The organism is Paraburkholderia guartelaensis, assembly GCF_004353905.1.
GTDB classification, from domain to species: Bacteria; Pseudomonadota; Gammaproteobacteria; order Burkholderiales; family Burkholderiaceae; genus Paraburkholderia; species Paraburkholderia guartelaensis.
Genome location: NZ_SMOD01000042.1, coordinates 20,895 through 45,032, shown reverse-complemented (window position 1 = coordinate 45,032; position 24,138 = coordinate 20,895). Strand labels below are relative to the sequence as shown.

General features: G+C 60.7%; 23 protein-coding genes and 3 pseudogenes. 10 read left to right on the top strand and 16 right to left on the bottom strand.

Annotation, left to right across the window (positions count from 1 at the left end):
* Positions 1-382: 382 nt before the first annotated feature.
* Complete coding sequence (locus E1N52_RS44305; protein WP_165979512.1) at positions 383-532, bottom strand: hypothetical protein; 150 nt, start codon at positions 530-532, stop codon at positions 383-385.
* A 33-nt stretch (positions 533-565) separates the two neighbouring features.
* Between E1N52_RS44305 and E1N52_RS35190 the strand changes: the two genes are divergently transcribed.
* The 7 genes and pseudogenes from E1N52_RS35190 to tnpB (E1N52_RS35160) all read left to right on the top strand — a co-directional run bounded on the left by E1N52_RS35190 (position 566) and on the right by tnpB (E1N52_RS35160) (position 4,567).
* On the top strand, positions 566-781 hold the full coding sequence (locus E1N52_RS35190; RefSeq protein ID WP_133188504.1) for a hypothetical protein: 216 nt from the start codon (positions 566-568) through the stop codon (positions 779-781).
* Between the two features lie 174 nt (positions 782-955).
* A pseudogene (locus tag E1N52_RS35185) lies at positions 956-1,150 on the top strand (NAD-binding protein); the annotation flags it as partial.
* A gap of 12 nt (positions 1,151-1,162) precedes the next feature.
* A complete protein-coding gene (gene otnK / locus E1N52_RS35180) occupies positions 1,163-2,482 on the top strand; it encodes a 3-oxo-tetronate kinase (RefSeq protein WP_133188502.1) in 1,320 nt (439 codons plus the stop codon).
* Positions 2,479-3,141, top strand: a complete 663-nt coding sequence (gene otnC, locus E1N52_RS35175) for a 3-oxo-tetronate 4-phosphate decarboxylase (protein ID WP_205965717.1) — start codon at positions 2,479-2,481, stop codon at positions 3,139-3,141. Before otnK ends, otnC begins: the two co-directional genes overlap by 4 nt.
* Positions 3,142-3,472: 331 nt before the next feature.
* Positions 3,473-3,883 carry a reverse transcriptase domain-containing protein gene (locus E1N52_RS35170; RefSeq protein ID WP_205965716.1) on the top strand — a complete coding sequence of 137 codons (411 nt, stop codon included), beginning with the start codon at positions 3,473-3,475 and terminating at the stop codon, positions 3,881-3,883.
* Positions 3,884-3,962: 79 nt separating this feature from the next.
* Complete coding sequence (gene tnpA / locus E1N52_RS35165; protein WP_133188500.1) at positions 3,963-4,361, top strand: IS66-like element accessory protein TnpA; 399 nt, start codon at positions 3,963-3,965, stop codon at positions 4,359-4,361.
* Positions 4,358-4,567, top strand: coding sequence for an IS66 family insertion sequence element accessory protein TnpB (gene tnpB, locus E1N52_RS35160; RefSeq protein WP_133188498.1), 210 nt, complete (start codon positions 4,358-4,360; stop codon positions 4,565-4,567). The genes tnpA and tnpB (E1N52_RS35160) overlap by 4 nt, the downstream gene beginning before the upstream one ends.
* Positions 4,568-4,598: 31 nt before the next feature.
* On the opposite strand, the gene E1N52_RS35155 is transcribed toward tnpB (E1N52_RS35160), so the two are convergent.
* From E1N52_RS35155 to E1N52_RS45610, 3 genes are all read right to left on the bottom strand, one after another.
* Positions 4,599-6,692, bottom strand: a complete 2,094-nt coding sequence (locus E1N52_RS35155; RefSeq protein WP_133188496.1) for a recombinase family protein — start codon at positions 6,690-6,692, stop codon at positions 4,599-4,601.
* 286 nt (positions 6,693-6,978) lie between these two features.
* Complete coding sequence (locus E1N52_RS35150) at positions 6,979-7,464, bottom strand: helix-turn-helix domain-containing protein (protein ID WP_133188494.1); 486 nt, start codon at positions 7,462-7,464, stop codon at positions 6,979-6,981.
* A gap of 160 nt (positions 7,465-7,624) precedes the next feature.
* A complete protein-coding gene (locus E1N52_RS45610; RefSeq protein ID WP_425468190.1) occupies positions 7,625-7,885 on the bottom strand; it encodes a DUF5372 family protein in 261 nt (86 codons plus the stop codon).
* Between the two features lie 14 nt (positions 7,886-7,899).
* Here E1N52_RS45610 and tnpB (E1N52_RS45605) point away from each other — a divergent pair, with 14 nt between their 5' ends.
* The 3 genes from tnpB (E1N52_RS45605) to E1N52_RS35135 are packed head-to-tail and all read left to right on the top strand — an operon-like array spanning position 7,900 to position 10,595.
* Positions 7,900-8,082: an IS66 family insertion sequence element accessory protein TnpB gene (gene tnpB, locus E1N52_RS45605; protein WP_133188547.1), complete on the top strand. Its 183-nt coding sequence runs from the start codon at positions 7,900-7,902 to the stop codon at positions 8,080-8,082.
* Positions 8,083-8,136: 54 nt separating this feature from the next.
* On the top strand, positions 8,137-9,747 hold the full coding sequence (tnpC, locus tag E1N52_RS35140; RefSeq protein ID WP_133188492.1) for an IS66 family transposase: 1,611 nt from the start codon (positions 8,137-8,139) through the stop codon (positions 9,745-9,747).
* Positions 9,693-10,595 carry a group II intron maturase-specific domain-containing protein gene (locus E1N52_RS35135; protein WP_205965714.1) on the top strand — a complete coding sequence of 301 codons (903 nt, stop codon included), beginning with the start codon at positions 9,693-9,695 and terminating at the stop codon, positions 10,593-10,595. Before tnpC ends, E1N52_RS35135 begins: the two co-directional genes overlap by 55 nt.
* A gap of 16 nt (positions 10,596-10,611) precedes the next feature.
* On the opposite strand, the gene E1N52_RS35130 is transcribed toward E1N52_RS35135, so the two are convergent.
* The 12 genes and pseudogenes from E1N52_RS35130 to E1N52_RS35070 form a co-directional block, all read right to left on the bottom strand.
* Positions 10,612-12,030: an FAD-dependent oxidoreductase gene (locus E1N52_RS35130; protein WP_133188490.1), complete on the bottom strand. Its 1,419-nt coding sequence runs from the start codon at positions 12,028-12,030 to the stop codon at positions 10,612-10,614.
* Entirely contained in the window at positions 12,020-12,364 is a 345-nt protein-coding gene (locus E1N52_RS35125) for a (2Fe-2S)-binding protein (RefSeq protein ID WP_133188488.1), read from the bottom strand. Before E1N52_RS35125 ends, E1N52_RS35130 begins: the two co-directional genes overlap by 11 nt.
* A 7-nt stretch (positions 12,365-12,371) precedes the next feature.
* Positions 12,372-13,520, bottom strand: coding sequence for an NAD(P)/FAD-dependent oxidoreductase (locus E1N52_RS35120; protein WP_133188486.1), 1,149 nt, complete (start codon positions 13,518-13,520; stop codon positions 12,372-12,374).
* A 918-nt stretch (positions 13,521-14,438) separates the two neighbouring features.
* Positions 14,439-15,350 (bottom strand): annotated as a pseudogene (locus tag E1N52_RS35110) (amidohydrolase); the annotation flags it as partial.
* Between the two features lie 21 nt (positions 15,351-15,371).
* Positions 15,372-16,361: an ornithine cyclodeaminase family protein gene (locus E1N52_RS35105; RefSeq protein ID WP_133188482.1), complete on the bottom strand. Its 990-nt coding sequence runs from the start codon at positions 16,359-16,361 to the stop codon at positions 15,372-15,374.
* A 22-nt stretch (positions 16,362-16,383) separates the two neighbouring features.
* On the bottom strand, positions 16,384-17,373 hold the full coding sequence (locus E1N52_RS35100; protein ID WP_133188480.1) for a threonine ammonia-lyase: 990 nt from the start codon (positions 17,371-17,373) through the stop codon (positions 16,384-16,386).
* Between the two features lie 154 nt (positions 17,374-17,527).
* Positions 17,528-17,842 (bottom strand): annotated as a pseudogene (locus E1N52_RS35095) (aspartate/glutamate racemase family protein); the annotation flags it as partial.
* Between the two features lie 56 nt (positions 17,843-17,898).
* Complete coding sequence (locus E1N52_RS35090; protein WP_133188478.1) at positions 17,899-19,224, bottom strand: NAD(P)/FAD-dependent oxidoreductase; 1,326 nt, start codon at positions 19,222-19,224, stop codon at positions 17,899-17,901.
* Positions 19,225-19,226: 2 nt separating this feature from the next.
* The gene (locus E1N52_RS35085; RefSeq protein WP_133188476.1) at positions 19,227-19,961 is read right to left on the bottom strand and encodes a cupin domain-containing protein; all 735 of its coding nucleotides are present in this window, start codon (positions 19,959-19,961) and stop codon (positions 19,227-19,229) included.
* A 458-nt stretch (positions 19,962-20,419) separates the two neighbouring features.
* Positions 20,420-22,255, bottom strand: a complete 1,836-nt coding sequence (locus tag E1N52_RS35080; RefSeq protein WP_133188474.1) for an ABC transporter ATP-binding protein — start codon at positions 22,253-22,255, stop codon at positions 20,420-20,422.
* Positions 22,252-23,166, bottom strand: a complete 915-nt coding sequence (locus E1N52_RS35075; protein ID WP_133188472.1) for an ABC transporter permease — start codon at positions 23,164-23,166, stop codon at positions 22,252-22,254. Before E1N52_RS35075 ends, E1N52_RS35080 begins: the two co-directional genes overlap by 4 nt.
* Positions 23,163-24,119, bottom strand: coding sequence for an ABC transporter permease (locus E1N52_RS35070; RefSeq protein WP_133188470.1), 957 nt, complete (start codon positions 24,117-24,119; stop codon positions 23,163-23,165). The genes E1N52_RS35075 and E1N52_RS35070 overlap by 4 nt, the downstream gene beginning before the upstream one ends.
* Positions 24,120-24,138 lie beyond the last annotated feature (19 nt).

Genomic DNA, 24,138 nt, shown 5'->3' with positions numbered 1-24,138 from the left:
CTTCCGTCAAGGCGTCGGCGTACAGCGCCTGATCCTCGCCGCGACGCGATCGATACAGGCGTGTTTTGGTACACGGCTGGCATCTACCGGCGTGCAGCTGGGCAAGTGGAAGTCATGCATATTCTCGCCGGTCGCGCGCGCTCTACGCCGGATGGGAGGACACGATTCACTTCGCTGGTGGTGATACGCTTTTCCTCGAGAGGGACACGGAAGGTGCGTCGGAGAGACGAGAGACGATGCGCAAAATCTATGTCATTTTGTAGGTTGACGAACAGTTACGACGTATAGCTATTTGCAACGGCAAAGGTCCGGAGCGCTGCAAGCGCGAACGTGCACTGCATGCGGATTGACTCCGCGGAGGGGACGAGCCCGACTCGGCGGTTCAAATCCTCGCGCTTGGTCGCGCGCTCGCGGCGGAGGCGGTGTGGAAAGCCGCGATGCGCCTCAGCGTTGCCGACATCACGTCGATCGACGCGGCGCTCGCCCGAATCGAACCGGCGTTGCCGATGGCGAGGACGGCGTCGCGTACCATCGCGCCATCCCGGCGGCCACCGCGAATCCATGTTTGCTCAAGACGCTCACGTTCCTGAACCACTACATGGAAACCTGCACGGTCGTCACGCGTCGCAACGAAGCGTTGCTCGGGGACTTCTCTTGCCAGGTGTGCGTAGACGTGGCCATCGCCGCCGCGATTCGCGCGCGATCCGATGTCAGCGCGCAATGCGGCGTAACACATACGGACAACGCCCCGCGGCGGCACGCGGAGGCGGGTATTTACTGAGGTCGAGCGGGTAACGCGCAGATGTGTCCGGTGAACTCACGGGCTCGTCGGGCGCAACAACTCATAACGAATTCGTGGAGGACAAGCATGTCCAGAAATATCGGTGTCACCGGTCTTGGTGCAATGAGCGTAGGTATCGCGCGCTCGTCGTTGCGCGCGGTTTTTCGGGTGCATGTGTCGGCGGTCGACATTTTCGTCCAGGACCTGGGCCTCGTGCTCGATACCGCGCGCCGCTCGAAATTCCCGTTCCCACTGTCGGCGACCACGCATCAGATGTTTATGATGGCATCGACGGCCGGGCACGGCGGCGCAGACGTTTCTTCAGTGATCGGAATTTTTCCCGGCATCGACGTGCCGGCGGCGAAATGAGCGGGAGATGCTATGACGGCTACCAAGAAACGCGCGCTGCTCGGCTGCATCGCCGACGACTTCACCGGCGCGACCGATCTCGCTAACATGCTGGTACGCGGCGGCATGCGCACGGTGCAGACGATCGGCGTGCCTGTATCCAACGAAACGATCGAAGCCGACGCGCTGGTGGTCGCGCTGAAGTCGCGCACGATTGCGGCCGCCGACGCGGTCGTGCAATCGCTCGCCGCGCTCGACTGGCTGCGCGCGCAAGGCTGCCGCCAGTTCTTCTTCAAGTACTGTTCGACGTTCGATTCGACCGATGGGGGCAATATCGGCCAGGTGACGGATGCGCTGCTCGATGCGCTGAGCGCCGACGGCGCTAACCAGAGCACCTTTACGATCGCTTGCCCAGCATTTCCCGAGAACGGCCGCACGATCTTTCGCGGCCATCTGTTCGTCGGCGACGTGCTGCTCAACGAGTCGGGGATGGAAAATCATCCGCTCACGCCAATGCGCGACGCGAATCTTTTGCGGGTGCTGCAACGTCAGACCCGGTCGAAAGTCGGGCTGGTGCGATATGGCGCGGTGGCCAATGGCGTATGGAGCGTGCGTGCGGCGTTCGACGCGTTGCGCAACGACGGCGTGCGCATAGCAATCGCCGACGCAGTGTCCGACGCCGACCTCCACACGCTCGGCGCCGCGTGCGCCGAGTTCCCACTGATTACGGGCGGTTCGGGCATCGCCCTAGGCTTGCCGGGCAATTTCCGCGATGCGGGGCTGCTCGACGACCATGCCGACGCTGCCCAGTTGCCGCCCGTGGAAGGCTTGTCGGCAGTGCTGGCCGGTAGCGCGTCGAAGGCGACCAACGCCCAGGTAGCGACATGGCGCGAGACACGGCCCGCGTTTCGCGTCGACCCGCTCGCTGCGGCGCGCGGCGAAGCGGTGGTCGAGCACGCACTGGCCTTTGCTCAGCCCTACCTCGAACGCGCCGAGCCGGTGCTGATCTACGCCACCACAACGCCCGACGAAGTCAAAGCGGTGCAGCGCGAACTCGGCGTCAATCAGGCGGGGCATCTGGTCGAGTCAACGCTGGCCGCGCTCGCGCGCGGCTTGCGCGAGCGCGGCGTGCGCAAGTTCGTGGTGGCGGGCGGCGAGACATCTGGCGCGGTGGTGCAGGCGCTCGACGTGCGCACGCTGCGGATCGGCGGGCAAATCGATCCGGGCGTGCCGGCCACCGTTGCGACAGCAACCGATTCGGAACCGCTCGCGCTCGCGCTGAAATCCGGCAACTTCGGCTCGACCGATTTCTTCGCCAAGGCGTTGCGTCATCTCGACGGAGGCGCGTCGTGAGCGGCACGGCCGGTCTGCTCATCACGAACGAAGCCCGCGTGCGCGAGGAGATCTGCGTGACCGGCGCGAGTCTTCACCAGCGCGGCTACACGGTCGGCACGGCCGGCAATATCAGCGCGCGGCTTGACGACGGCTGGCTGATCACGCCGACCGACGCCTGTCTAGGCCGGCTCGATCCGGCCGACATCGCCAAGGTCGATCTGGACGGTCACGCGGTGTCGGGCGGGCAGCCGTCGAAGACGTTGGCGCTGCATCGCGGCATCTATGCCCGCAATGGCGAGGCGCGCGGCATCGTCCATACGCATTCGACGCATCTGGTCGCGTTGACGCTGGCGGGAGTCTGGAGCGAGGCCGACGTGCTGCCGCCGATCACGCCGTACTACGTGATGAAAGTAGGCCATGTTCCGCTAATACGCTATGGGCGTCCGGGCGAACCGCGAGTGGCCGTCCAGATCGCCGCGCTCGCCGACACCGTTCGCGCGGTATTGCTCGAACGCCTCGGCCCGGTGGTGTGGGAGCGTTCTGTCGCGCAGGCCGCCTTTGCGCTAGAAGAACTGGAAGAGACGGCGCGCTTGTGGCTGATGACAAATCCGCCGCCGACACCGCTCGACGGAGCGGCACTCGAAGAACTGCGCGCGGTCTTCGGCGCCCGCTGGTAACGCGCCGGCTATTTTTGCCCGTCCCCCGAAATATCCACCGTCGATTCGGTCCATTCTTGAGAAACGGCGAGAACATGGTCACGCCGACGAACCCGCCACAATCCACGATGAACCGAAGTTCCTCGTCGGACTTGTTGATCAGGGGCATTACACGCTGTCAGTCTCCGATTCAGACACACGCACCTGCTCTTTCGCCTGCATCGATGCGCCGCACGTCGATGCCTTCTGGTTCGAAACCTACACGATTTAAAAGCAATTTGTCGCGACCTGGAGTTCGATAGTTCTACTGGTCAAGAAGAACGCCGGGGCAGCGGGAGTCGACTGCATAAGCGTGAAGCGATTCGCCCAAGCGCGAGATCGATACCTCGCTGAACTGGCGCAGGCATTGCAGGATGGCAGCTATCGCCCGCAGCCGGTGCGGCGCGTCTACATACCGAAAGGTAAAGGACGCCGCCCGCTCGGCATCCCCGCTGTCAAGGACCGTGTCGTCCAGGCGGCCCCGAAACTGGTGATCGAGCCGATCTTTGAGCATGAGTTCGAACCGCGAAGCTACGGCTTTCGCCCGGGCTTGGGCTGCAAGGATGCGCTACGCGAAGTAGACCGGCATCTGAAAGCGGGCTACTGCTGGGTGGTTGATGCCGACCTGCAAAGCTATTTTGACTCGATTCCGCACTCACCTCTTCTTGCGAGGGCGAATCTCGGACGGCCGGGTTCTGGAACTCATCCAGTCCTTTCTCAGTAAGCATCTGATGATGGCCGTCTGGAAAAGGTGACGGTGGTTGTCCAATATGGTGCCCGCGAAATAATTTGCGGGAGCAAAAATGGACAGACCTGACGATGTGGTGACAGCGGAGCCGAAACGGGCGAACTTTCCAGAGGCATTTCGCAGAGCCATTGGAGAGGAGACCTTGAAACCCGGCGCATCGGCGTCGCGCATTGCGCGGGAGCACGATCTGAACGTCAACATGGTCTTCAAGTGGCGACAGCGCTACCGCAAGGAGATGGAGGCGATTGCGGCGCGTATTACTGGCCCGGACGACGCTGGGACGGCATTGTTGCCGGTGAACATTATTGACGCGCCGTCGCCGCCCAGGAGCGAGCCGTCCACGACGCCGAGTGCCAGTTGCGAAGTGGAGGTTGAAGTTGGCAAGCGACGCGTACGCATCCGTGGTGTATCGCTGGACTTCGCCGAGCGGTTTCTGCGGGATTGCCTGAAATGATCGGATTGCCGGGCAATACGAAGATATGGATCGCTGCGGGCGCAACAGACATGCGTTGCGGGTTCAATTCTCTGGCGGTGAAAGTGCAGACAATGCTGGATCGGGATCCGTACTCCGGTCATGTGTTCCTGTTCAGGGGCCGCCGCGGCGATCTGTTGAAGGCGCTTTACTGGTGCGACGGCGGGCTATGCCTGTTCGCAAACTAGCTGGATTCATACTGCAACTCCTATTCGCGGATCAGAGGGTTTTAGATGCTACGCTCGCTCGCGCCGCTTTCGCACGGTTAGTGAGTCGATCCCATCGGCTGCTGTGCTTCACAGGCGGGTGGGAATCCGGGACTTCATAGAGGAACGCATAATCGTTATAGGCGTGTCGTTTGATAAGGCCGTATTCGACCCACCTGGTGAGTGTTGCTTCGTGGATGCCGAGCCGAGATGCAGCCTCCAGTTTCGTGAGCATGCCGCGGTCGCGCAGTCTGTCGCGACGAGAGCGGAGGCCGTTTCGTTGAGCCAGATATGAGACGCGCAGCGCATCAAACCGGATGTTTGCCTTACCTGGACGGACACAACCGCCGGGACGGATGCCCCGATCATTAAGGAGCTGCGCAATCTGAGAGCATGTATGGTCATCGAGAAGCTTGTCGATGAGCTCGAGGACCTCTGGCTGGGTTTTGACCTGTTGGGCAGATGTTTTGGGATTCTGCGCCGTGAGCGTTTCAGTCTTGCCGGCCTTGAAGCGAACGTGAATCTTTGTTGTCCCTTCGTCTGGAAGTTTGACCAGTGTGACGTCCTCGACGATGTAGGCTAGCAGCCGCTTTCGCTCTCGATTCGCCAGCGATGGATCACGCCAAAGTGTTTTGAAGTCCGCTGTCATTGCGATGAGCCGGTCGCGGATCGCATCGTCGAGTATGAGACGCTCCTGCTGCTGGCTACGCTCCCTTTGTTCTCTCGCGTCGGCCAATATGCGCAGCTTGTCGTTCCATTCTTGCTCGAGTGTGTCGGCGACCAGTCGGTTACTTGGGTCGACCAGCATGAATCGCCGTTGCGCAAGATCTGCATCGAACCGGGCGCGTTCGATAGCGCGCAGGCGTAATCGGTCGGCTTCATCGTGACGCGCTTCTATTTCCCTGCGTATCTCCCATGCCAACTCAACGGCAGCCGGAGTCATCGACGCGACGATCAATGCGCCAACTGCCTCATCAATCGGCGCTCCCGCAATTGACTGGCAGCAAGGTTCTCCACGAGCGCCTTGTGCTCGATCGCAGACATACCAGGCTTCCTGTCGTCCGCGTCGCGTAGCATACCGGAGCCGGAGGTACCGACCACAACGACCGCAGATGGCGCGTCCCTGCAGAAGAGCAGCTCCCTCGCGAGGCGGCGACGATCGCGCAACTTTGTACCCGCGACCATTCGTCTCCAGAACCGCAAGGTTCTGCTGGAACTGCTCCCATGTAATGTATCCAGGGTGGGCGTCCGGAATACAAGCAAGCCAGTCATTGCGATCGCGCTTTCTCGGCACCTTCCGCCCGTCTGCAAGTCGGCGATAATGCCGCCGGCCGTAGGCGTAAGCACCTGCGTAACGCGGATTGTTCAGAATCCGAAGAGCCGTCGACGCGGTGAGGTGCTGGAAGACTAAGAACTTCGCGTTGCGCATACGGGACGGGAACAGGAGGCCTTCCTTCTTGAAGACCTTGACCGTCTGGCTGGCAGAGCCGACTCGCAAGAATGTCTCGAAGAAGTAAGTGATTGTCTCCCTGACCTGGGAGTCCGGGTCAAGCACTACGTTACCAAGGTCGTCGTACACGAAGCCGGTTGGTAGCAGGCACCGATACTCACCGCGATTGACCTTGTTCAGGATTCCGCCTCGTAGTCGCGCTTTGAGAACATGGAGTTCGGCTTCACTCATTGTTCCCTTGAGCCCAAGCAGGAGCCGGTCATTGAAGCTCGCTGGATCGTATATCCCGTCTTCGTCGAGAATCAACGTATCAGCAAGCGCGCAGATTTCCAGGAGCCGATGCCAGTCAGCATTGTTTCGGGCCAGGCGTGACACCTCCAGGCCCATGACGATGCCTGCGCGGCCCATGCCCACGTCAGTGACCAATCGTTGAAACCCCTCCCGCCAGGACGCCGATGCTCCAGACTCCCCCTGGTCGCTATCGATGGTGACGATCTGCTCGTCGCGCCAGCCGAGCGCCTTCGCGCGTCCACGCAGGGCATATTGCCGCTTCGTGCTCTCGACATTCTCGAGGACTTGCCGCATCGACGACTGCCGGACGTAGAGGTAAGCGCTCCGTTCGAGGTGGTGAGTCTGAACTTTAAGGGACGCGTTCACGGTGTCCTCCGCTCATTGACCGTCACAGCCATGCCTGCGAGTACGTAGATAAAGCTCTGGCGCTCGATGGGCTGAGCGTTCGACGATGACCGGGTAATGCTTGTTTCGGGCGGTGCATGCCCTGGAACCATCATGCGTGCCCAAGCCCACATCCCTCGCGTAAGAAAGACGTTGAGTCCGCGCCGGGCTTCTACGGGCAGGACCTGACCAAGAGCAGCGGAACGCATCACCTCGTATTGCGCGGCGATCGGCGACGAAACCGCCGACGGCCAGGCACAGCATCCTGCTATTCCGCCGTTTTTTTTACACCGAACGCTCGCTCGATCGTTCTTGGATGCACATCGAGACCAAATTCCTTGCGAACCAGCTTTGCCAGTTCGCGTGCCCGAAGCGGTTCTCCGGGGGTGAGTTGCAACTTGAGAAACGCCAACACCTCGCCCTGGATCTTGTGTGGACCGTGCGGCCCTCGTTTCCTCGGGACCAGCCCTGCGATCCCTCCTTGCTCAAAGTCCGCCCGTGCCTGATAGAAGGTTGGCCGCGAAACACCATATTCGTCGGAGATCTGCGTTACTGAGGCCTTCTCAACGGAGACGCGTCGCAACATCTCGTACTTGACCTGCACAGCGTCATGGGGATCGAAGAATCCACCCTCGTGGAACTTGGCATCGAGAACGTTCGACGGCGTTGGATTCAACGTACCGTCCTCCGCGAGGACATCCGTCTTCGAGCGCTTGCGTTCATTGGGCGGCACATTCACTCCAAGTAGTTGCATCTCAGTGTAACCAAATTATGCCGCATAACAGGCTTTGTCAAGCTCTAGAATGTTGAGTTTTTTAGCCTTACAATAGCTGACATATTTCGATTTTTTAGGACATGCCCATAGATATGGCGGCGTTAATTACCTTACATGCACGGCAAAAATTCCTTTACGGTCAAGTACCGCTTCCGGCACGCCTGTACGAAAGGCGTCTCACGAGTAGCGCAAGCTCCATCAAGTCGTTGACCGTGAACAACGCGCGCTCTCGTCCCATAGAGATCTCGGGATCAGGCTCGCTCATATCGGTCCACTTCGGAGGAACGGAGCAATAACTCTTGTCGTCGATGCGCAGCAGGAGACGTCGGCCAGACCGGTTATAGCGCTCACCTACGCAGAGAAGTTGCTGTCCGCTGAACGGGTGGAACGGGTGAGTGATGCGGACAAGATGTTCTGTGGCAACCCCAGAGCCTGCATTTCGAGGTATGTTACAAGCGCCTTGAAAAAGGACGTTTCGCGTGGCCGCGTGCCGATGGCGGCGTCGTTGCGTTAACAACCGCACAGCTATCCCTCCTGCTCGAGGGCTTCGACTGGCGTCAGCCAGTCGAAGCAGTGCGCCCGCGCAGCGCATTGTAAACGGTCTTGTTCGTCATCAATGTCGGGGGGCCGCGGTGTGCGTAAACTGCCTGCATGGACCTTCGCGCGACAGACCTCCCCGACGACATCGACGCCCTCAAAGCGATGGTGTTCGCTCGCGACGAGATGCTTCGCGAACGCGATGAGATCTTGTGTAAGCGCGACGCACATGTTGCTGAACTGCAGGAGCAGTTGTCGTCGCGCGCCATCGAAATCGAGCACCTGAAGCTCACCATCGCGAAGCTGCGCCGCATGCAGTTTGGCCGCAAGTCGGAGAAGCTTGATCGCCAGATCGAGCAGCTTGAGCTGAAGCTTGAAGACCTGCTGGCCGACGAAGGGGCAGCAGCTGCGGCGGCGCCGAAGAAAGCACGGGCGCACCGCGAAGCCCCCGTTCGCGAACCGCTGCCAGCGCACCTCGAACGCGACGAGCGCGTTCATCTGCCCGCTGAAGAAGACTGCCCGGAATGTGGGGGCGTGCTCAAGCCACTGGGCGAGGACGTGGCCGAGCAGCTCGAATACGTGCGTGCGCACTTCCGTGTCATCCGTCACCGCCGGCCGAAGCTGGCCTGCTCGTGCTGCGACTGCATCGTGCAGGCGGCCGCGCCCAGCCGTCCCATCGAGAGAGGGCTTCCGGGCCCGGGGCTGCTCGCGCACATCGTCGCAGCGAAGTTCGTATATCACCTTCCGTTCTACCGGCAGTCGGTCATGTACGCGCACGACGGCGTGTCGATCGAGCCTGGAATGATGGGACACTGGCTGGGCAGTCTGACCTGGCTGCTCAATCCGCTGGTTGATGCGATACGCCGCTATACACTGGCCGATGGCAAAACGCACGCGGACGACACACCGCTGCCGGTTCTGGCACCGGGCAACGGCCGCACCAAAACCGGTTACCTCTGGGTATATGTGCGTGACGATCGCAACAGCGCATCAAAAGAACCGCCGGCAGTCTGGTTTGCCTTCTCCCCTGATCGCGCTGGCGAACATCCGCAGCGACACCTCAAAAAGTTCAAGGGCCTGCTTCAGGCGGACGCCTTCTCCGGCTACCAGGAACTGTATCGTGACGGACGGATACAGGAAATTGCCTGCTGGGCGCATGCGAGGAGAAAAATCCACGACCTGCATGCCGTTCGGCCCAATGCGCTGACCGAAGAAGCGCTGCGGCGCATCGGTGCGCTCTACGCCATCGAGGCGCAGATACGCGGCAAGCCGCCGGACGAACGTCGCCGTGTGCGTCAGGCGCAGGCGGTGCCACTGCTTGAGGACCTCAAACGCTGGTTCGAGGTGACGCTCGCCACGCTCTCGGCAAAGTCCGACACAACCAAGGCGATCCAGTACTCGCTAAATCGCTGGCCTGCGCTCGTGCGCTACTGTGGCGACGGTCGTGCGGAAATCGATAACCTCATCGCCGAGCGCGCGTTGCGCGGAGTAGCTCTTGGTCGCCGCAACTTCATGTTCGCCGGCTCTGACGCAGGAGGCGAACGGGCGGCTGCGATGTACTCGCTCATCGGGACTGCACGTTTAAACGGTCTGGATCCCGAAGCGTATCTCGCCTACGTCATCGAGCGCATTGCCGATCATCCGGCCAACCGCATCGACGAACTGCTGCCGTGGAACGTCGCGCCGCATCTGCCCGCAGCCGCCAAAGCAACGCCCATCCGATAGTCGTTCTCACTGCGTTCGTCAACTACTTGGTCTACGGCCTCGTTCGGATGCTTACCTTTCTCAAGCAAGACATCATGGAAGACATGACGCGTTGGACGCCGACTTCCGGCAGTCCGCAACGGGCGGTTATCAGTCCCCTGTTGGCAAATCTGTACCTGCACGAGCTTGAGGTGGGAATGCGACAGGCAGGGCTGGTCATGGTGCGCTACGCGCATGACGCCGTGGTGTTATGCCGTACACGTCAGGAAGCAGTAGCTGCGCTCACTCGCATGCGGGCTTCGGTGGATGCGATCGGCTTGACACTGCATCCCGACAAAACCCACGTTGGGGATTGCCGGCTGGAGGGTCACGGGTTCGAGTTTCCGGGTTACCGGTTCGAGGCAGTTCAACGCTGGGTGAGCAAGAAGAGTCTAATTGGGCTGCGGGATAAAATCCGCGCCCTGACCCAGCGTCACAGGGGCGATTCGATCGAGATCATCATTGCGTCGCTCAACCCGACCCTGCGGGGCTGGTTTGACTATTTCCAGCACGCCCCCCGCTACACCTTCTCGTCCGTCGACGGCTTTGTTCGTCGCCGCGTACGAGCGATCCTGCGTCGACAGCTTCACCGTCCGGGTCAGGGTCGATGCCTTCGCGATCACACCCGATGGCCAAATGCCTTCTTCGCTGATCTTGGGCTGTTCACGATGTGGCGCGCCAATCCCGATGTGGAAACAACTGACTGGAGAGCCCGTCGCGATATGTGGCGTTGGCACAAATGTGATCTTGAGGCGAGGCTTGCGATCCAAAATTGCCAGCGTCGTGCCAGCGACGAACGGCAATCTGATATGGCACGACGATGCATCTGAAGCGCTGGTCTTGATTTCAGTCACCGGCCATTTCCCCGAGCGTGACCGGCTTGATTGGGGGGCGGATGCGGTAATAGCCGACTGTCTCCGGTGCGACGTTGCGCGCGCGAGCGATGATTTCAGTCACCGTGAGCCCGCACATGCGCCCCTGGCACGGCCCCATCCCGCACCGTCCGAAGGATTTAGCCTGATTCGGCCCCAGACAGCCGAGCGAAACGAAGCTGCGCACTTCGCCCGCGGTTACTTCTTCGCAACGGCAGACTATCGTGTCGTCGGCGGGGATACGGTTCGCGTCGCGCGGGCGGTACAGGCTGTCGAGAAAAGGGCGGATGCGCGTCATGTCCGCGAGTCTGCGGCGGTGCAATGAGGCTTCGCGGTCGCGCGTCGGCAGGTCGATCGCGCCGAGCTGTTCAGCAACCGCGAGCCCAGCCAGTGCGCCTTCGCCGGCCGCCGCCTGCGCGCCAATTATGCCACCACCGTCACCCGCGATGAAGATGCCGGGCACGTCGAGTTCGCCCCAGAGATCGGTGACCGGTGCGAAGCACAGTTGCGCCGCGTCCCAATGATGCTGCGCTCGCAACGAAAGCGCGAACTGCATGTTCGGCACGACTCCCTGGTGCAGCAGGAACACGCTTGCGTCAATTCGATGCGCGTGCCCATGGGTCGTAAAGCTGAGCGCGGCGGCGCGCTCGACGCCGTCTTCATCGGTCTTCGCATCGATGCATAGATCGTCGGCGGCTTCGTGGATCGGCACGCCCGCTTCGCGCAGCGTGCGTATCAGTTGCAGGCCCTTGCTGAGCAACGGCCACGCGCGCAGAGCGGACAGCACGTGACGTTTCGCGCGCCAGCGGTCTTCGTTGCGCGTCGTCTCGACGAGCGCGCGGATCGGCACTCCGGCCCGCACATATTGCCAGCCAAGCAAATAGAGCAGCGGCCCGCAGCCGACCAGCACGGGCGGCTCCGCCGGCACTTCGCCCGCGCTCTTCAAGAGGATCTGTGCGGCGCCCGCCGTGAATACGCCCGGCAATGTCCAGCCCGGAATCGGGAACGGGCGTTCCAATGCGCCCGTCGCGAGAATCACGCGCTGTGCCTGAAAGCTGCCGACCTTGCCGTCCTTCAGATAATGTACGCCGCGCTCCCGGGTCACTTGCCACACGGATGCGTTCGCGACGTGACGCGCGCCCGAGCGCGTGAACGCGTCGGCGATCGTGGCGCCTGCCGCGTAATCGGGGCCGAGAATGTGCTTGCGGCCGGCGTCAGCATGGCCAATCCCGCGGTAAATCTGGCCTCCGACGGCGTCCTGCTCATCGAGCAGCACGACCGAAAGCCCAGCGTTCGCCGCGCGCGCGGCGGCCGTGAGCCCCGCCGGGCCCGCGCCGACGACCACGACATCGACAGGCTCGTAGTGGAGTTCAGCAATGTGTTCAGCGGTCATGAACCTGCTCCGGCGATTGGGTGACGACAGGCGGCAGATTACGCGCGCCATCCTGAGAGCGGACGCGCATGCCGTCGCGCACCGCCACCATGCAGCTCTGGCGGCTCGGCACGCCGTCGATTTCCACGAGGCAGTCGAAGCACGCGCCCATCATGCAGTACGGCGCGCGCGGCGAAGCGGACACATGCGTCGCACGAAACCGCGAGACACCTGCTGTTAGCAGCGCGGCGGCCACCGAGCGGCCGCCGGGCACGCACATCGGCTGATCGTTGAAACAGATGCGAACGGGCGCATCGGCGCCGTGCAAGGTCTTGAATAAAGGTGTGGAAGTCATGACGTGATCAATGAGCTGGGACCGGAAGCGCGTCGGCGGTGGCAAGACCGAAGCGGTCGCCGGAGAATGCGAGCAGTTCGTCCGGTATTGCTGCGCCGGCGATCCACGGTGCGACGCGCGTCGCGTGCGCCGCGGCCAGCGTCACGCCGCTATGACAGGTCACGACGAACGCGCCTGGATAGTGCGCTGATTCGTCATAGATCGGAAACCCGTCCGGGCTGTAGACGCGCAGCGCGGCCCACATTCGCACCAGCCGCACGTCCTTCAGGAATGGGAAGGTGCGAACGCCGCGACGCGCGATGTCGGCGAGCACGCCGGTTGTCGTGAAGTCGTCGAAGCCTACTTCTTCCCTTGAATCGCCCAACTGCACGGTGCCTTCATCGGTTTGCCGCACGTTCTGCGTTGGGTAATGTAGAAACGGCGCGACGCGCTCGCTGACGAGCACCTGTCCGCGAATCGGCGCAACCGGCGCGTTAAGTCCGACCTGTGGCGCGAGCGCGCGGTTGCCGAGTCCCGCTGCGAGCACGACCTTGCCCGCGCGCCACGTGCGGTGCGTGCCATGCACCGTAAAGCCGCCACGGTCTGGCGCGACGCGCGACACGTCCTCGCCGCTCACGAGCCTAACGCCGCGCCTCTGCATGCCAGCATGCAGCGCGTGCAGTAGCTTCAATGGGTTGACGTGGCCGTCCATCGGGGAATAGCTCGCACCGACCACCGCAGGCCCGACCGCAGGCAGGCGCTCGCGCACTTCGCGCGCGTCGAGCAACTGATAAGGATAGTCGCCGTCCAGTTCGCGCTGCAGCGTCGAAAGGCGCTTCTCGCGTGCTGCCAGCTCTTCCTCGGAAAAGCAGAGGTAGAATCCGCCGGGCTGACGGAGGGCGACCTCGATGCCGGTTTCTTCGGCGAGCGCTGCCGCAAGCATCGGCCAGCGCGCCGCGGAATTGCGCGACCAGCGCGCATACGGCGTTAGGTCGTAGCCCTTTCCCTGGACCCACACGAGCCCGAAGTTGCCGCGCGATGCACGGAATGCGCCGTCGTCCTGGTCGAGCACGGTCACGTTCGCGCCTTCGCGCGCAAGCCCGTAAGCAACGGCAGAGCCGACCAGTCCTCCGCCGACTACCAGCACGTCGGCGCTGACGGTAGCTGGGTGTTTCATCGGACATCTCCTATCAGAGGGTGGTTCGACCGGAGCATCCGGCCGAGCAGGACGTCAATACCACGTGGCCGAGGATCAGCGCCGCGGATGCAAAGCGGCGAGCGGATCGATCGCCTGCGCGAATCTTTTCAAGGTCTATTGATCACTACCGCATCAGCACTGGGGACGGAACGGACGCACTGCGTCGATCGTGCGGATACCTAACTGACGCATTGTCACAGATGAGCCTTCCGTCACGCGCGGCGGCCTTATTCGAACTGAAACGGTTCATTTGCGGCGACTTGCTAGGACATCGCTGACAACATGATAAATCTATCTATAAAGCAATTTAGCGGGAAAGAAGACGAAATTCAGCAGTTCGGATGCGTTGTGGGCCGAAAGACAAGCGGTTTTGCATTGGCTTTTTGTTTGCCTGAGTTTTTAAACGCGGACGGACAGGTCCCGCGATTTGTCTGTGCCCGTCGCGTTTGAGAGATGACGGGATCGGACGCAACGGCGATCGCCCATATCCTCGTGCAGTACGGTGCAGCGACTGACGTCTTGAGCCGTGCCGAACGCGGGCGCCTATCGACCGCATATCCACGCGGTAGTCAATCCGACGCGAGCGACGGTTTTCATCCTACACCTCGGCGTACCTCTCAGCCAGGCTCACCCTACCCGCTCGAAACCCCACGCCTTTTTACAGGCCTTTCGGGTCGGACGACTTTGTGAAATTTATCGCCATTGCTGGAGGAAAAGGTGCCAGCGCGGAAGAGTTGGCGTTCACGGTGAGCAAGATGCCGACATCCTTGCACTGAACGCGGCGGCCGAAGCAGCACGTGCAGGTGAGCAAGGGCGTGTAGGAGAATGCTTTCAATGGTCACTTACGGATCGTCGAGTCCCCTTGGGGCAAGGTGGCAAAGCGAGCGTTGTTGGGCGCTAACGCGCTGGCTGGCGGGTCTGGAAGTAGTGCTGTGCCAGGGTGATCCAGTACTGGACGCCGGCGGGAATGATGCTGTCGTTGAAGTCGTACTTCGGGTTGTGCAGACCCGGTGCAGTCCCGCCGACGTCGGCATTCCCGATCAGCATATACGTGCCGGGACGCTTTTCGAGCATGAAGCCGAAATCTTCCGACGTCATGTTGGCTGGCACGTGGGCGTGCGTACGTTCGTCGCCGAACGTCTTGCGAATGACCGCTTCGCACAGTTCGGTCTGGGCCCGTGTGATGGTCGCGGAATAGTATTGGAAGAAGGTGACCTCGACCTGAGCGCCGTGAGCGATAGCAAGCCTTTCGCACATCAGTTCGAGGTCGCGTTGCAATTGTTGCTGCAACACGGACGACGGCGTGCGGATCGTTCCACGCAACTCGGCGCTGTTCGGGATGACATTGTCAGTGTCGCCCGCGCGAATCATGCACACGGAGATCACGGCGGGATCGACGGGATCTTTGTGACGCACCGCGATGGTCTGACAGTGCAGGACCATCGAACAGGCCAGCGGGATAGGATCGATGCCCAGATGCGGCTGCGCGGCGTGCGCGCCCTTACCAGTGAGCGTGATCCTGAAGCGTGAGCCTGCGGCCATGATCGGGCCAGTGCGCAAGCCGAAATGAGCGCCTGGCAACCCAGGCCAGTTGTGCATACCGAACACCGCCTCGGTGGGATATTGCTCGAATAGCCCATCGTCGATCATCTCTTGCGCGCCCCCGCCGCCTTCTTCACCCGGCTGAAAGACGAAATGAACGCTGCCAGGTAACTGCGGCATTTCCTTCAGGATGCGCGCCGCACCCAGCAACATCACCGTGTGTCCGTCATGCCCGCACGCATGCATGATTCCGTGCGTGCCTGCTGCTTCGCCCTCTAATAATTTTATCTAAAAAAATTCATAAAAAGTGCCAAGTCCCTTTTTGAGGGCGGACTTGTAGAGCATAGCGACCGTTACATTATCTTGTATCGCCATACCAACTGAATCAAATACTGTTATTTCTTCTGGGTTTTCGCGGCCCGCCTTTTTCCCCAATAATATTTCACCAATTTCGGCATGAATATCGGCCTGCTTTATTGATCCTTCTCGAATGGCATGGCATGTATCACCATACTTCACGCAAAGTTCAACAGAGTCGTTTACCACTTTTGCGTTTTTAAATATATCGACATCAAGCTCCTGCTTGCCTGGCATATCGGCTCCAATCGCCACAATATGCGTGCCGGGTTTTAGCCATTGATTTTTTACAACCGGGCCTCTGCGGCCCCTTGTGGCGGTTACAACAACATCAGCCTCCCGTACTGCTTCCTCGGCAGTTCCACATCGCCTGATGTTGAGTCCTGTTTCTGCAGTCATTTCCCGAACATAGTCGTCAAGTGCTTCTGAAGACGCATTCCACACCAGGATCTCGGTAAAATTCCTCACCCTAATGATTGCTCGAAGCTGTCTGCGAGCCTGATTGCCCGCGCCTATAATGCAGAGTTTTTCTGCATTCTCTCGCGCAAGATACTTTACCGAGATCGCACCTGCAGCGGCCGTGCGACAGCCGGTAATCCATGTTCCGTCCATAATGCACTTGAGCGCACTGGTGCTCGCATCAAAAAGCAACACTGTGTTCATGCCCGTGGGCAGTCCGAGTTCAGGGTTTCTTTTGTATCCGCCGGAGGAGGCTTTAATGCTGATATATCCCCCATCCATGTCAAGGCCGCCTTTAAAATCAATGCCTTCATGTGTGTCCGGTGATTCTATGCAAATAAAATCCGGCTGAATAACTTTACCTTTATTGAAGGATTTGTAGCCGCTCTCGACGGCTTCAAGCACTGCATCCAGGTCAATGAGCATCCCTACTTCATCTTTATTCAGCAATAAAGTTTTCATAGTGGCCTCCTCTTCAATTATGTTATAAGACGCCTTCCACATGTTCCTTCTTAAGGATGCTCCCGATCCTATCGATATCCCAATTCCCAGACGTAAGGACAATACATACTTTTTCATCTGGGCGGGTACTTACGGCGCCTGACAATAAAGCTGCTATCCCTACACAGGACGAAGGCTCTGCAATAAGCTTTGCATCATTTGCTACCGCCCTTACTGCTTCCTCAATTGCTTCTTCCGAGACGGTCACTATTTCATCCACATACTTTTCGATAATCGGGTAGGGATTATTTCCTGGAAAATTGCATGCGAGGCCATCAGCAATTGTGCGCATGCTTGCGGCCTTGGTTCGCTCCCCTGCCTGACGGCTCATATAATAAGGACAACAGGCAGCAGCCTGGACGCCAATCACCTTAATATTAGCGTTTGACTCTTTAATTGCCGTGGAAATACCAGAGATCAGCCCGCCCCCGCCTATCGGGACGAGAATAGTATCTACGTCGGCCAAATCTTCGATAATTTCCAATGCGATTGTGCCTTGACCAGCCATTACATCAAAATCTTCATAGTTGTGGACGATGGTGTAGCCATGCTCCTCAACCTCCGCATGGACTTTCTTCCAACGTTCCTCATAGGTGCGATCCCATAAAATTACATCCGCACCCATTGATTTGGCATTTTCAACCTTTAAGTGTGGTGCGTCGTTCGGGACTATAACAGTGGTATGGATGCCGAGCAGTTGGCCTGCGTAAGCACACGCTTGACCATGATTGCCTGAGGAGCTTGTGATTATTCCTTTGTCCAATTCTTTTCGGGTTAATGACAAGATCTTATTCAAAGCGCCTCGAATCTTGAAGGATCCGGTCACTTGAAGCATTTCCGGTTTGAGATAAACATGGCACCCCAAAGATTTATCCATCTTGCTTTCTCGAAGCAATGGCGTGTGGGTTATGTACGTGCCGATTCGCGCTGCCGCGCTTTTTATATCCTGGAGCGATAGCGAAGTTTTGGTCATATACTTTCCTTGTGTTCTGTGGCCGAAGAAAAAAGAGAATTAGTAAGTGTCATTTGTCCCGGTTCCGGAAGCACAGCTCGCGCTGTGTGGCCTGGCCATATCGATGACTACCGTATGACCTATTGTTTGCGACGACCGTGTCCGGGTTTGCGTGGGCAGAGACGGCCATGGTAAGTTCGTCGATTTTCACGATTGGAGTGCTAATAAAATTACGCACCGCTTCTACATCTTCGCCGACGGACGAGCAGGCGTTAAGGATGATGTCGACGCGCATCGCCTGCGCATTGGCCAGATATGAATGAATCCGACTTGCAACTTCCGGAGTCACATGGCCGGCCGCGCGAACGTCATTGAGCAAGCTGTCATCGACGATGTTGATCACCCGCGCATCAGGAATTTGCTCGCTAATTTGCTCCTTGATCGGTTGGACCGACACGGGTCCTGTGCGAACCGCGGCGATGGTTGTCATAGTCTGATTCGAGGCGTAAATGTCATTGATTAGGAATTGGATGGCTCAGTTGTGACCTAGAAATCGGCGACGTTACCCCACGAGGAATTGGCGAATCGGCCAGGCCGATACGGTATAGGATCAACGATCGGCTCTGCACCGCTGGCAAGGTCCGCGATCAAGTGCCCCGCGCCCGGCGCGATGCCAAAGCCGTGGCCCGAAAAACCCGCAGCCAGGATTAATCCCGGCACATTCGGCAACTCGCCAATACCCGGTACGCCGTCCGGCGTGCTGTCGACGAAACCGGCCCACGCGTGCGTGATGTCGGCTTCGCGAAGTTCGGGCAGCAGTTCGACGGCGCGGCGGTGGGTTTCGGTAATCGTCGCCTGATCGGGCTTCGGATCGAGAATGCGCACCCGCTCCATCGGTGTCGGCGCATCGAGCCGCCACCGCTTCAACGTTTCATGGCCGCCGCGAACGCCTTCCAGGCCGCCCGGAAGAAGACTGCGCCAGCGCTTGGCGAACATAGGGATGAACTGCGGCGCGAACCGCAGGAACTGGGGCGTCACATCTACGCGCGCCCGCCCGCTGATGGCCAGCGCGTAGCGTCCGTCGTTGCGGCGAGTAATCGACACGCCCGATGAGACCAGTGCATCCGGCAAGCGATGTTCTACAGAAGACACACTCAGGATCGATTGGCGGATCGAGGCCTGAGGAAAGCGGATGCCCAACTGGCGGCAGAAAGCGGACGCCCACGCGCCGCCTGCAAGAACTACCGTTCGGGTCTTGATGACGCCGGCCTCCGTAATGACGCTGCATACTCGCCCGCCCTCCAGCTCGATGCCGCGAGCCGCGCAGTGTTGGGTGACGCTGCCCCCGAGTTTCATGAGCGCAGTCGCCACGGCGGGCGCGGCCTTCGCGGGGTCCGCCGTGCCGTCGGTGGGCGAAAAGACACCACCTTTCCAGGCCCGGCGCGTCGCCTTGCCCCGCTGGGTAGCTTGCCGGCTATCGAGCAAGTACGTTGTCACCCCGGCGGTCTTCGCAAAGTCGCCCCAACTGGACCAGCGAGACAGCTCGGCCTCGTCATTACTGAGATACAACAGCCCGCAGCGATGAAAGCCCGTGTCTTCGCCCGTTTCGGCGGCAAATCGTTCCCACAGATCCAAGCTTTTGCTCGCCATCGGCAATTCGCGAGCGTCGCGGTTCTGCTGCCGGCACCAGCCCCAATTGCGGCTCGACTGTTCGGCGCCGATCCTCCCCTTCTCGACAAGGGCGACTGAAACCCCGCGCCGGGCCAGGTAGTAGGCGGCAAAGACGCCGATGATGCCGCCCCCGATCACGACCACGTCAGCGGCGGCCGGCAACGTGGGCGAAGTTTGGATGTGGTTCAGCGGAGGGGACATGACTAATCTCGGTCTGTTGAAGCGTGGACGCTTTGAACAACGTAGAACTTCGCCACCCGCTCGCTGCTTTCCCACCCGATCGGCGCGCCCTCGGGCACGAAAAGCGCGTCGCCAGCGCCCATCGACAGCACGCTGCCGTCGGGCGCCGCGAACCGCACGCCGCCGGCCAGGAGATGCATGAATTCGTTCATGCGATGCGGGCGGACAATCCGGTGGTAGGGCGTCGAATCCCACGTGCCCGCCTTATACTCCACGTCGTCCTCGGTGAAGACATTGTCGCTGCGGCATTCGGGAGCCGGCCCCAGCAGCACGTCCGCCGGCAGGGTTGCCGTTGGCTTGAAATCGGCGTCGGCGCGTAACGCGGTGAGCCCAGTCTTCGTCGGCCGCTTGCAAGCGGCGGCGCAGAACACAAAACGCGTGCGAGATTCCGCGCTCATGCGAAGCGCGGTACCGCAACCGACGACGGCGCCCGCTCCCGGACCGAGCACCAACGGCGGCTTCCCGACCGTTTCGAGAGTGAGCTGTCCGTCCACCACGACAATCGTTTCAATGTGGGGAAAACTCGGGACGCTGACCTCACCAATGAAGCATGCCCGACCTGCGCTCATCGAGTCGGATCCTTCCCACGCGATCTCGCGAATTCGGCCAAAAGGGTCGTCAGTTCCGAACGCCGCCCTGCGGAAAGAGGTTGAAAGTGGCGCACCGTCGGCGCGGTGCAGCACAAAAGCCGCGGTCATTTTTGCTCCTGCGCATTGCGCAATTATCGACTGAAAGAAGGGAATGCAGTATTGAGCTGCTGGCCGCGCGGGCCTCGATGCATATGATCAGTTAGGAATTCAATGTACTTGCCCATCGAAGTCGACCATGGAAAAGTCTTATCGTAGAAACTTTAGTCAAGTGGCTAGAGTCCGATCCTGTCCTACCAAGCCTCCCGTATCGAGCATTTAACCAGTGTAAAAAGTCTCGCGGGCACTGATTTGAGCGGTAAAAAAGCACAATCCAGTTGTTCTGGAATCCAGAACAGCACATCCTTCGAGTGAATCTCGCGGACGACAGCTCTCGCCGGACTCGAAATCCGTATCCCGCCTTCAGACGCCCAAACAGCAACGTGCCGCCTCAGGAGACGTCGACGGGGCGTCCATCCACGCAATCCGGGTGGTGCGCTCGCTCTCCGCCGCGCATGCGGCATGAGTGCTCATGCCGTCACCGGATTGGTTTTCTGTGCGAGCTCGAGTTCCGTAGCGGAGTGGTGGCACAGGATCACGGCGCCCGAGGGCAGCTTCCTGACAGAGGGAGGCGTAACGTTGCACTTGCCGTCTATGCGGACCGGACAACGCGCCCGAAAACTGCACAGTTCAGTGGAGTCGCTAACGGGCCCTATCGAAGGCAATGCGGTCCCTGTGAGCGCGCGCCGCGCGTCGAGCCAGCCTGGGCGCAGTGCGGGCACTGAATCGACCAGTAGCCCCGTGTACGGGTGATGCGGCGGTGCGGCCAGTACATCGCGCTGGCCGGCTTCGACGCATTGACCGGCGTAGAGCACCATTACGTCATCGCAGATCGCCCGCACCGTCGAAATATCATGGCTGATGAACATGTATGACACACCCAGTTCGCGCCGCAGCTCCACGAGCAGGTCAAGAATCGCCGTACCAACTACGGTGTCCAGTGCGGAGGTCACTTCGTCGCAGAGAATCAGCGCAGGGTCAGCCGCAAGCGCACGTGCCAGGTTCACGCGCTGCTTCTGGCCACCCGACAGACCGCCCGGCTGACGCCCGGCAATAGACGCCGGCAGCTTCACCAGATCCAGCAGTTCGAACATGCGCTTCTGTGCCGCCGCGCCGCGCAGGCCGTGATAGAAGTTCATCGGCCGAGCGAGGATGTCGGCGATCGTGTGCCTCGGATTGAGTGCTGTGTCGGCATTCTGGAACACGATCTGCACGCGGCGGTACTGATCGGGCGTGCGCGCGGAAAGTTTCGCGGGCAGTGGCTTGCCGTCGAGTAGCACGTCGCCCCGGGCACGATCCACCAGTCCCGCCACTACGCGCGCGAGCGTCGTCTTGCCTGACCCCGATTCGCCGATCACACCGAGTGCGCTGCCGCGCGCGATCCTCAGGTTCACGTTGTCGAGCACGCACACGGCAGGTACGCCGTTCGCGTCGATCCGTCCGTACCCGGCGTTCAGATTGCGGACCTCGAGCAGCGGTGGCAGCGAATCTGTGTCCGCGATCGCGAGCTCCGGCTCTGAACGGCGTGTCGCCGCGAGTAGTTGCCGCGTATAGTCATCAGCCGGCATATCGAGTACCTGCCCGGTCGTGCCGTTTTCGCGCACGGTACCGCCGTTGAGCACAACAATACGGTCTGCCATCTGCGCGACGACGGCAAGATCGTGCGACACATAGACGGCCGTGGTGCCCAGTTCGCGGATCACCTTCTTGAACGCGGCGAGCACTTCGATCTGTGTCGTGACGTCAAGCGCGGTCGTCGGTTCGTCGAAAACGACGACGGCGGGATCGGTAATCAGCGCCATCGCCGCCATCAGCCGCTGCAACTGTCCGCCCGACACCTGATGCGGATAGCGCGAGCCGATCGTTTCCGGCGCAGGCAGCGCGAGCGACCGGAACAGTCCTACGGCCTTCTCGCGGGCCGCGGCAGGCGTCATCAACCTGTGCAGCAGCGCAGGCTCGGTCACCTGGTCCATGATCGTGCGCGCGGGGTTGAAACCCGCCGACGCGCTCTGTGCGACGTAAGCGACCGTGCGCGCGCGCAACCCGCGACGTCCGGCTGCATCGAGTGACAGCACTTCGACGCCGCCGATTTTCACCGAGCCGCCAACAATAGAACAGCCGCCTCGCGCGTGCCCCAGCAGCGATAGCGCAATCGTCGTCTTGCCCGAGCCTGACTCGCCAATCAACGCGAGCACCTCTCCCTTCTTCACGGTGAAGTCGACGCCCTTCACGATCTCGATCGCGCCTTCGCGCACGCTGCCAGCGACGATGTACAAGCCTTTCACTTCGATCATCACGTCGCTCATTTCTGGCCTCCCTGGCCGAAGCCCGCATGGCGGCGCAAGCTGTCGATCAGCAGATTCATCCCGACCGTGAGCGTCGCGATGGCGATCGACGGCATCAGCACGGCGGGCGCCGCTTGCGACAGGCCACCGATGTTCTCCCGCACGAGCGAGCCCCAATCCGCGTTCGGCGGTTGCACGCCGAGGCCAAGGAAGCTCAAACCGCTCAACAACAGTACGATGAAGACGAAGCGCAGACCGAAATCAGCCAGCACGGGATGGATCATGTTAGGCAGCACTTCGGCCCGTGCGATATAAAACAGCCGCTCGCCGCGCGCTCGCGCGACGAGCACGTATTCAAGCGTCATCAAATTGACCGCGAGCGAACGCGAGATGCGAAATGCGCCCGGGATGTACGCCACCGCCGCGATCATCGTCAGCATGGGAATCGATGATCCGAACGCCGCGATGGCGACCAGCGCCAGCACCTTGCTGGGGATTGAGATCAATGCGTCGAAGAAGCGGCTCATGGCTTCGTCCACCCAACGAGCGGAAACGGCAGCCACGAGACCCAGGCAGGTGCCGATACCGCTCGCCAGCACCGCCGCCCCGAGGGCGAGCCCAACGGTGTAGCGCGCACCGATCAGGATGCGGCTCAGCATGTCGCGGCCCAGATAGTCGGTGCCGAACGGATGCGCCCAGCCATAGCTCGCGAAACTGAACGGCGAGGCGAGCGCCCCTTCCTTATAGGGGGCGAGCATCGGCCCGAAAACGGCCATCAACAGCCAGAAGCCGACGAGCGCGAAACCGATTCTGCCGAACCACGACATACGGCCCCGTGGCGCGCGGCGCGAACGCTTGACCGCTTCAGGCGCCGCCTCGTCGCAGATCTGGGTGCCGGGATGCGGAATCGAGGATCGAGCGGGGCGATTCATCGTTGACGAAGCCTCGGATTGGAAATGATCTGACATACGTCGGCCATCAATACGAGTGCGAGATATGCTGCGCAAAACACCATGACGCAGCCCTGAACGAGTGGCATGTCGCGGTTGGTCACCGCGTCCACCATCAGGCTCGCGAGTCCAGGGTAGTTGAAAATCGATTCGACGATGACGACGCCGCCGAACAGGTAGGACAAGCTCAGTGCCACGGCGTTGGCGATCGGACCGATCGCGTTGGGCAGCACGTGGCGCAGGACGATGCGCACCTGTGACGCCCCCTTCAAGGTCGCCATTTCGACATAGCCCGAATTGAGCTGGTCGAGTACCGCCGCTCGCGTCATGCGCGCCATCTGCGCGATCAAAACGCAGCACAGCGTCATCACGGGCATGGCGTAGATGCGCACCAGATCGCCGAACGAAGACACCGACGACAGATACGACAGCGCAGGCAACCAATGAAGATTGACGGCGAAGATCAACACGGCGATGGTCGCGACGAGGAACTCGGGGACGGCCACCGTCGACAGCGTCAAGAGGTTCAAGGCGCGATCGAGCCACGAGCCGCGATACATCGCCGACGCAATCCCGACAGTGAGTGCGATCGGCACCGCCACGACTGTCGTCAATCCGGCCAGCATCAACGAATTCGGCAAGCGGGTTTCAATGAGTGCGCTCACGGGCAGACTGTTCGCCAGCGACATGCCGAAGTCTCCCCTGACGATATGAAAGAGCCACTGCAGATAGCGCTGTAGCGCCGGTTGATCGAGGCCGAATTGATGCCGCAAGGCGGCGACGGCTTCAGGCGTGGCGGCCTGGCCGAGCGCCTCTTGCGCAGCATCGCCGGGCAGCAGGCCGGTCATCGCGAACACGATGGCCGAGACGATCAGCAACGTCAGCAACACCAGCCCCACGCGGCTGGCGATGAGCCTATAGGCTTGTCGTTTCATGGGCGTTCGTCTCCTCGGT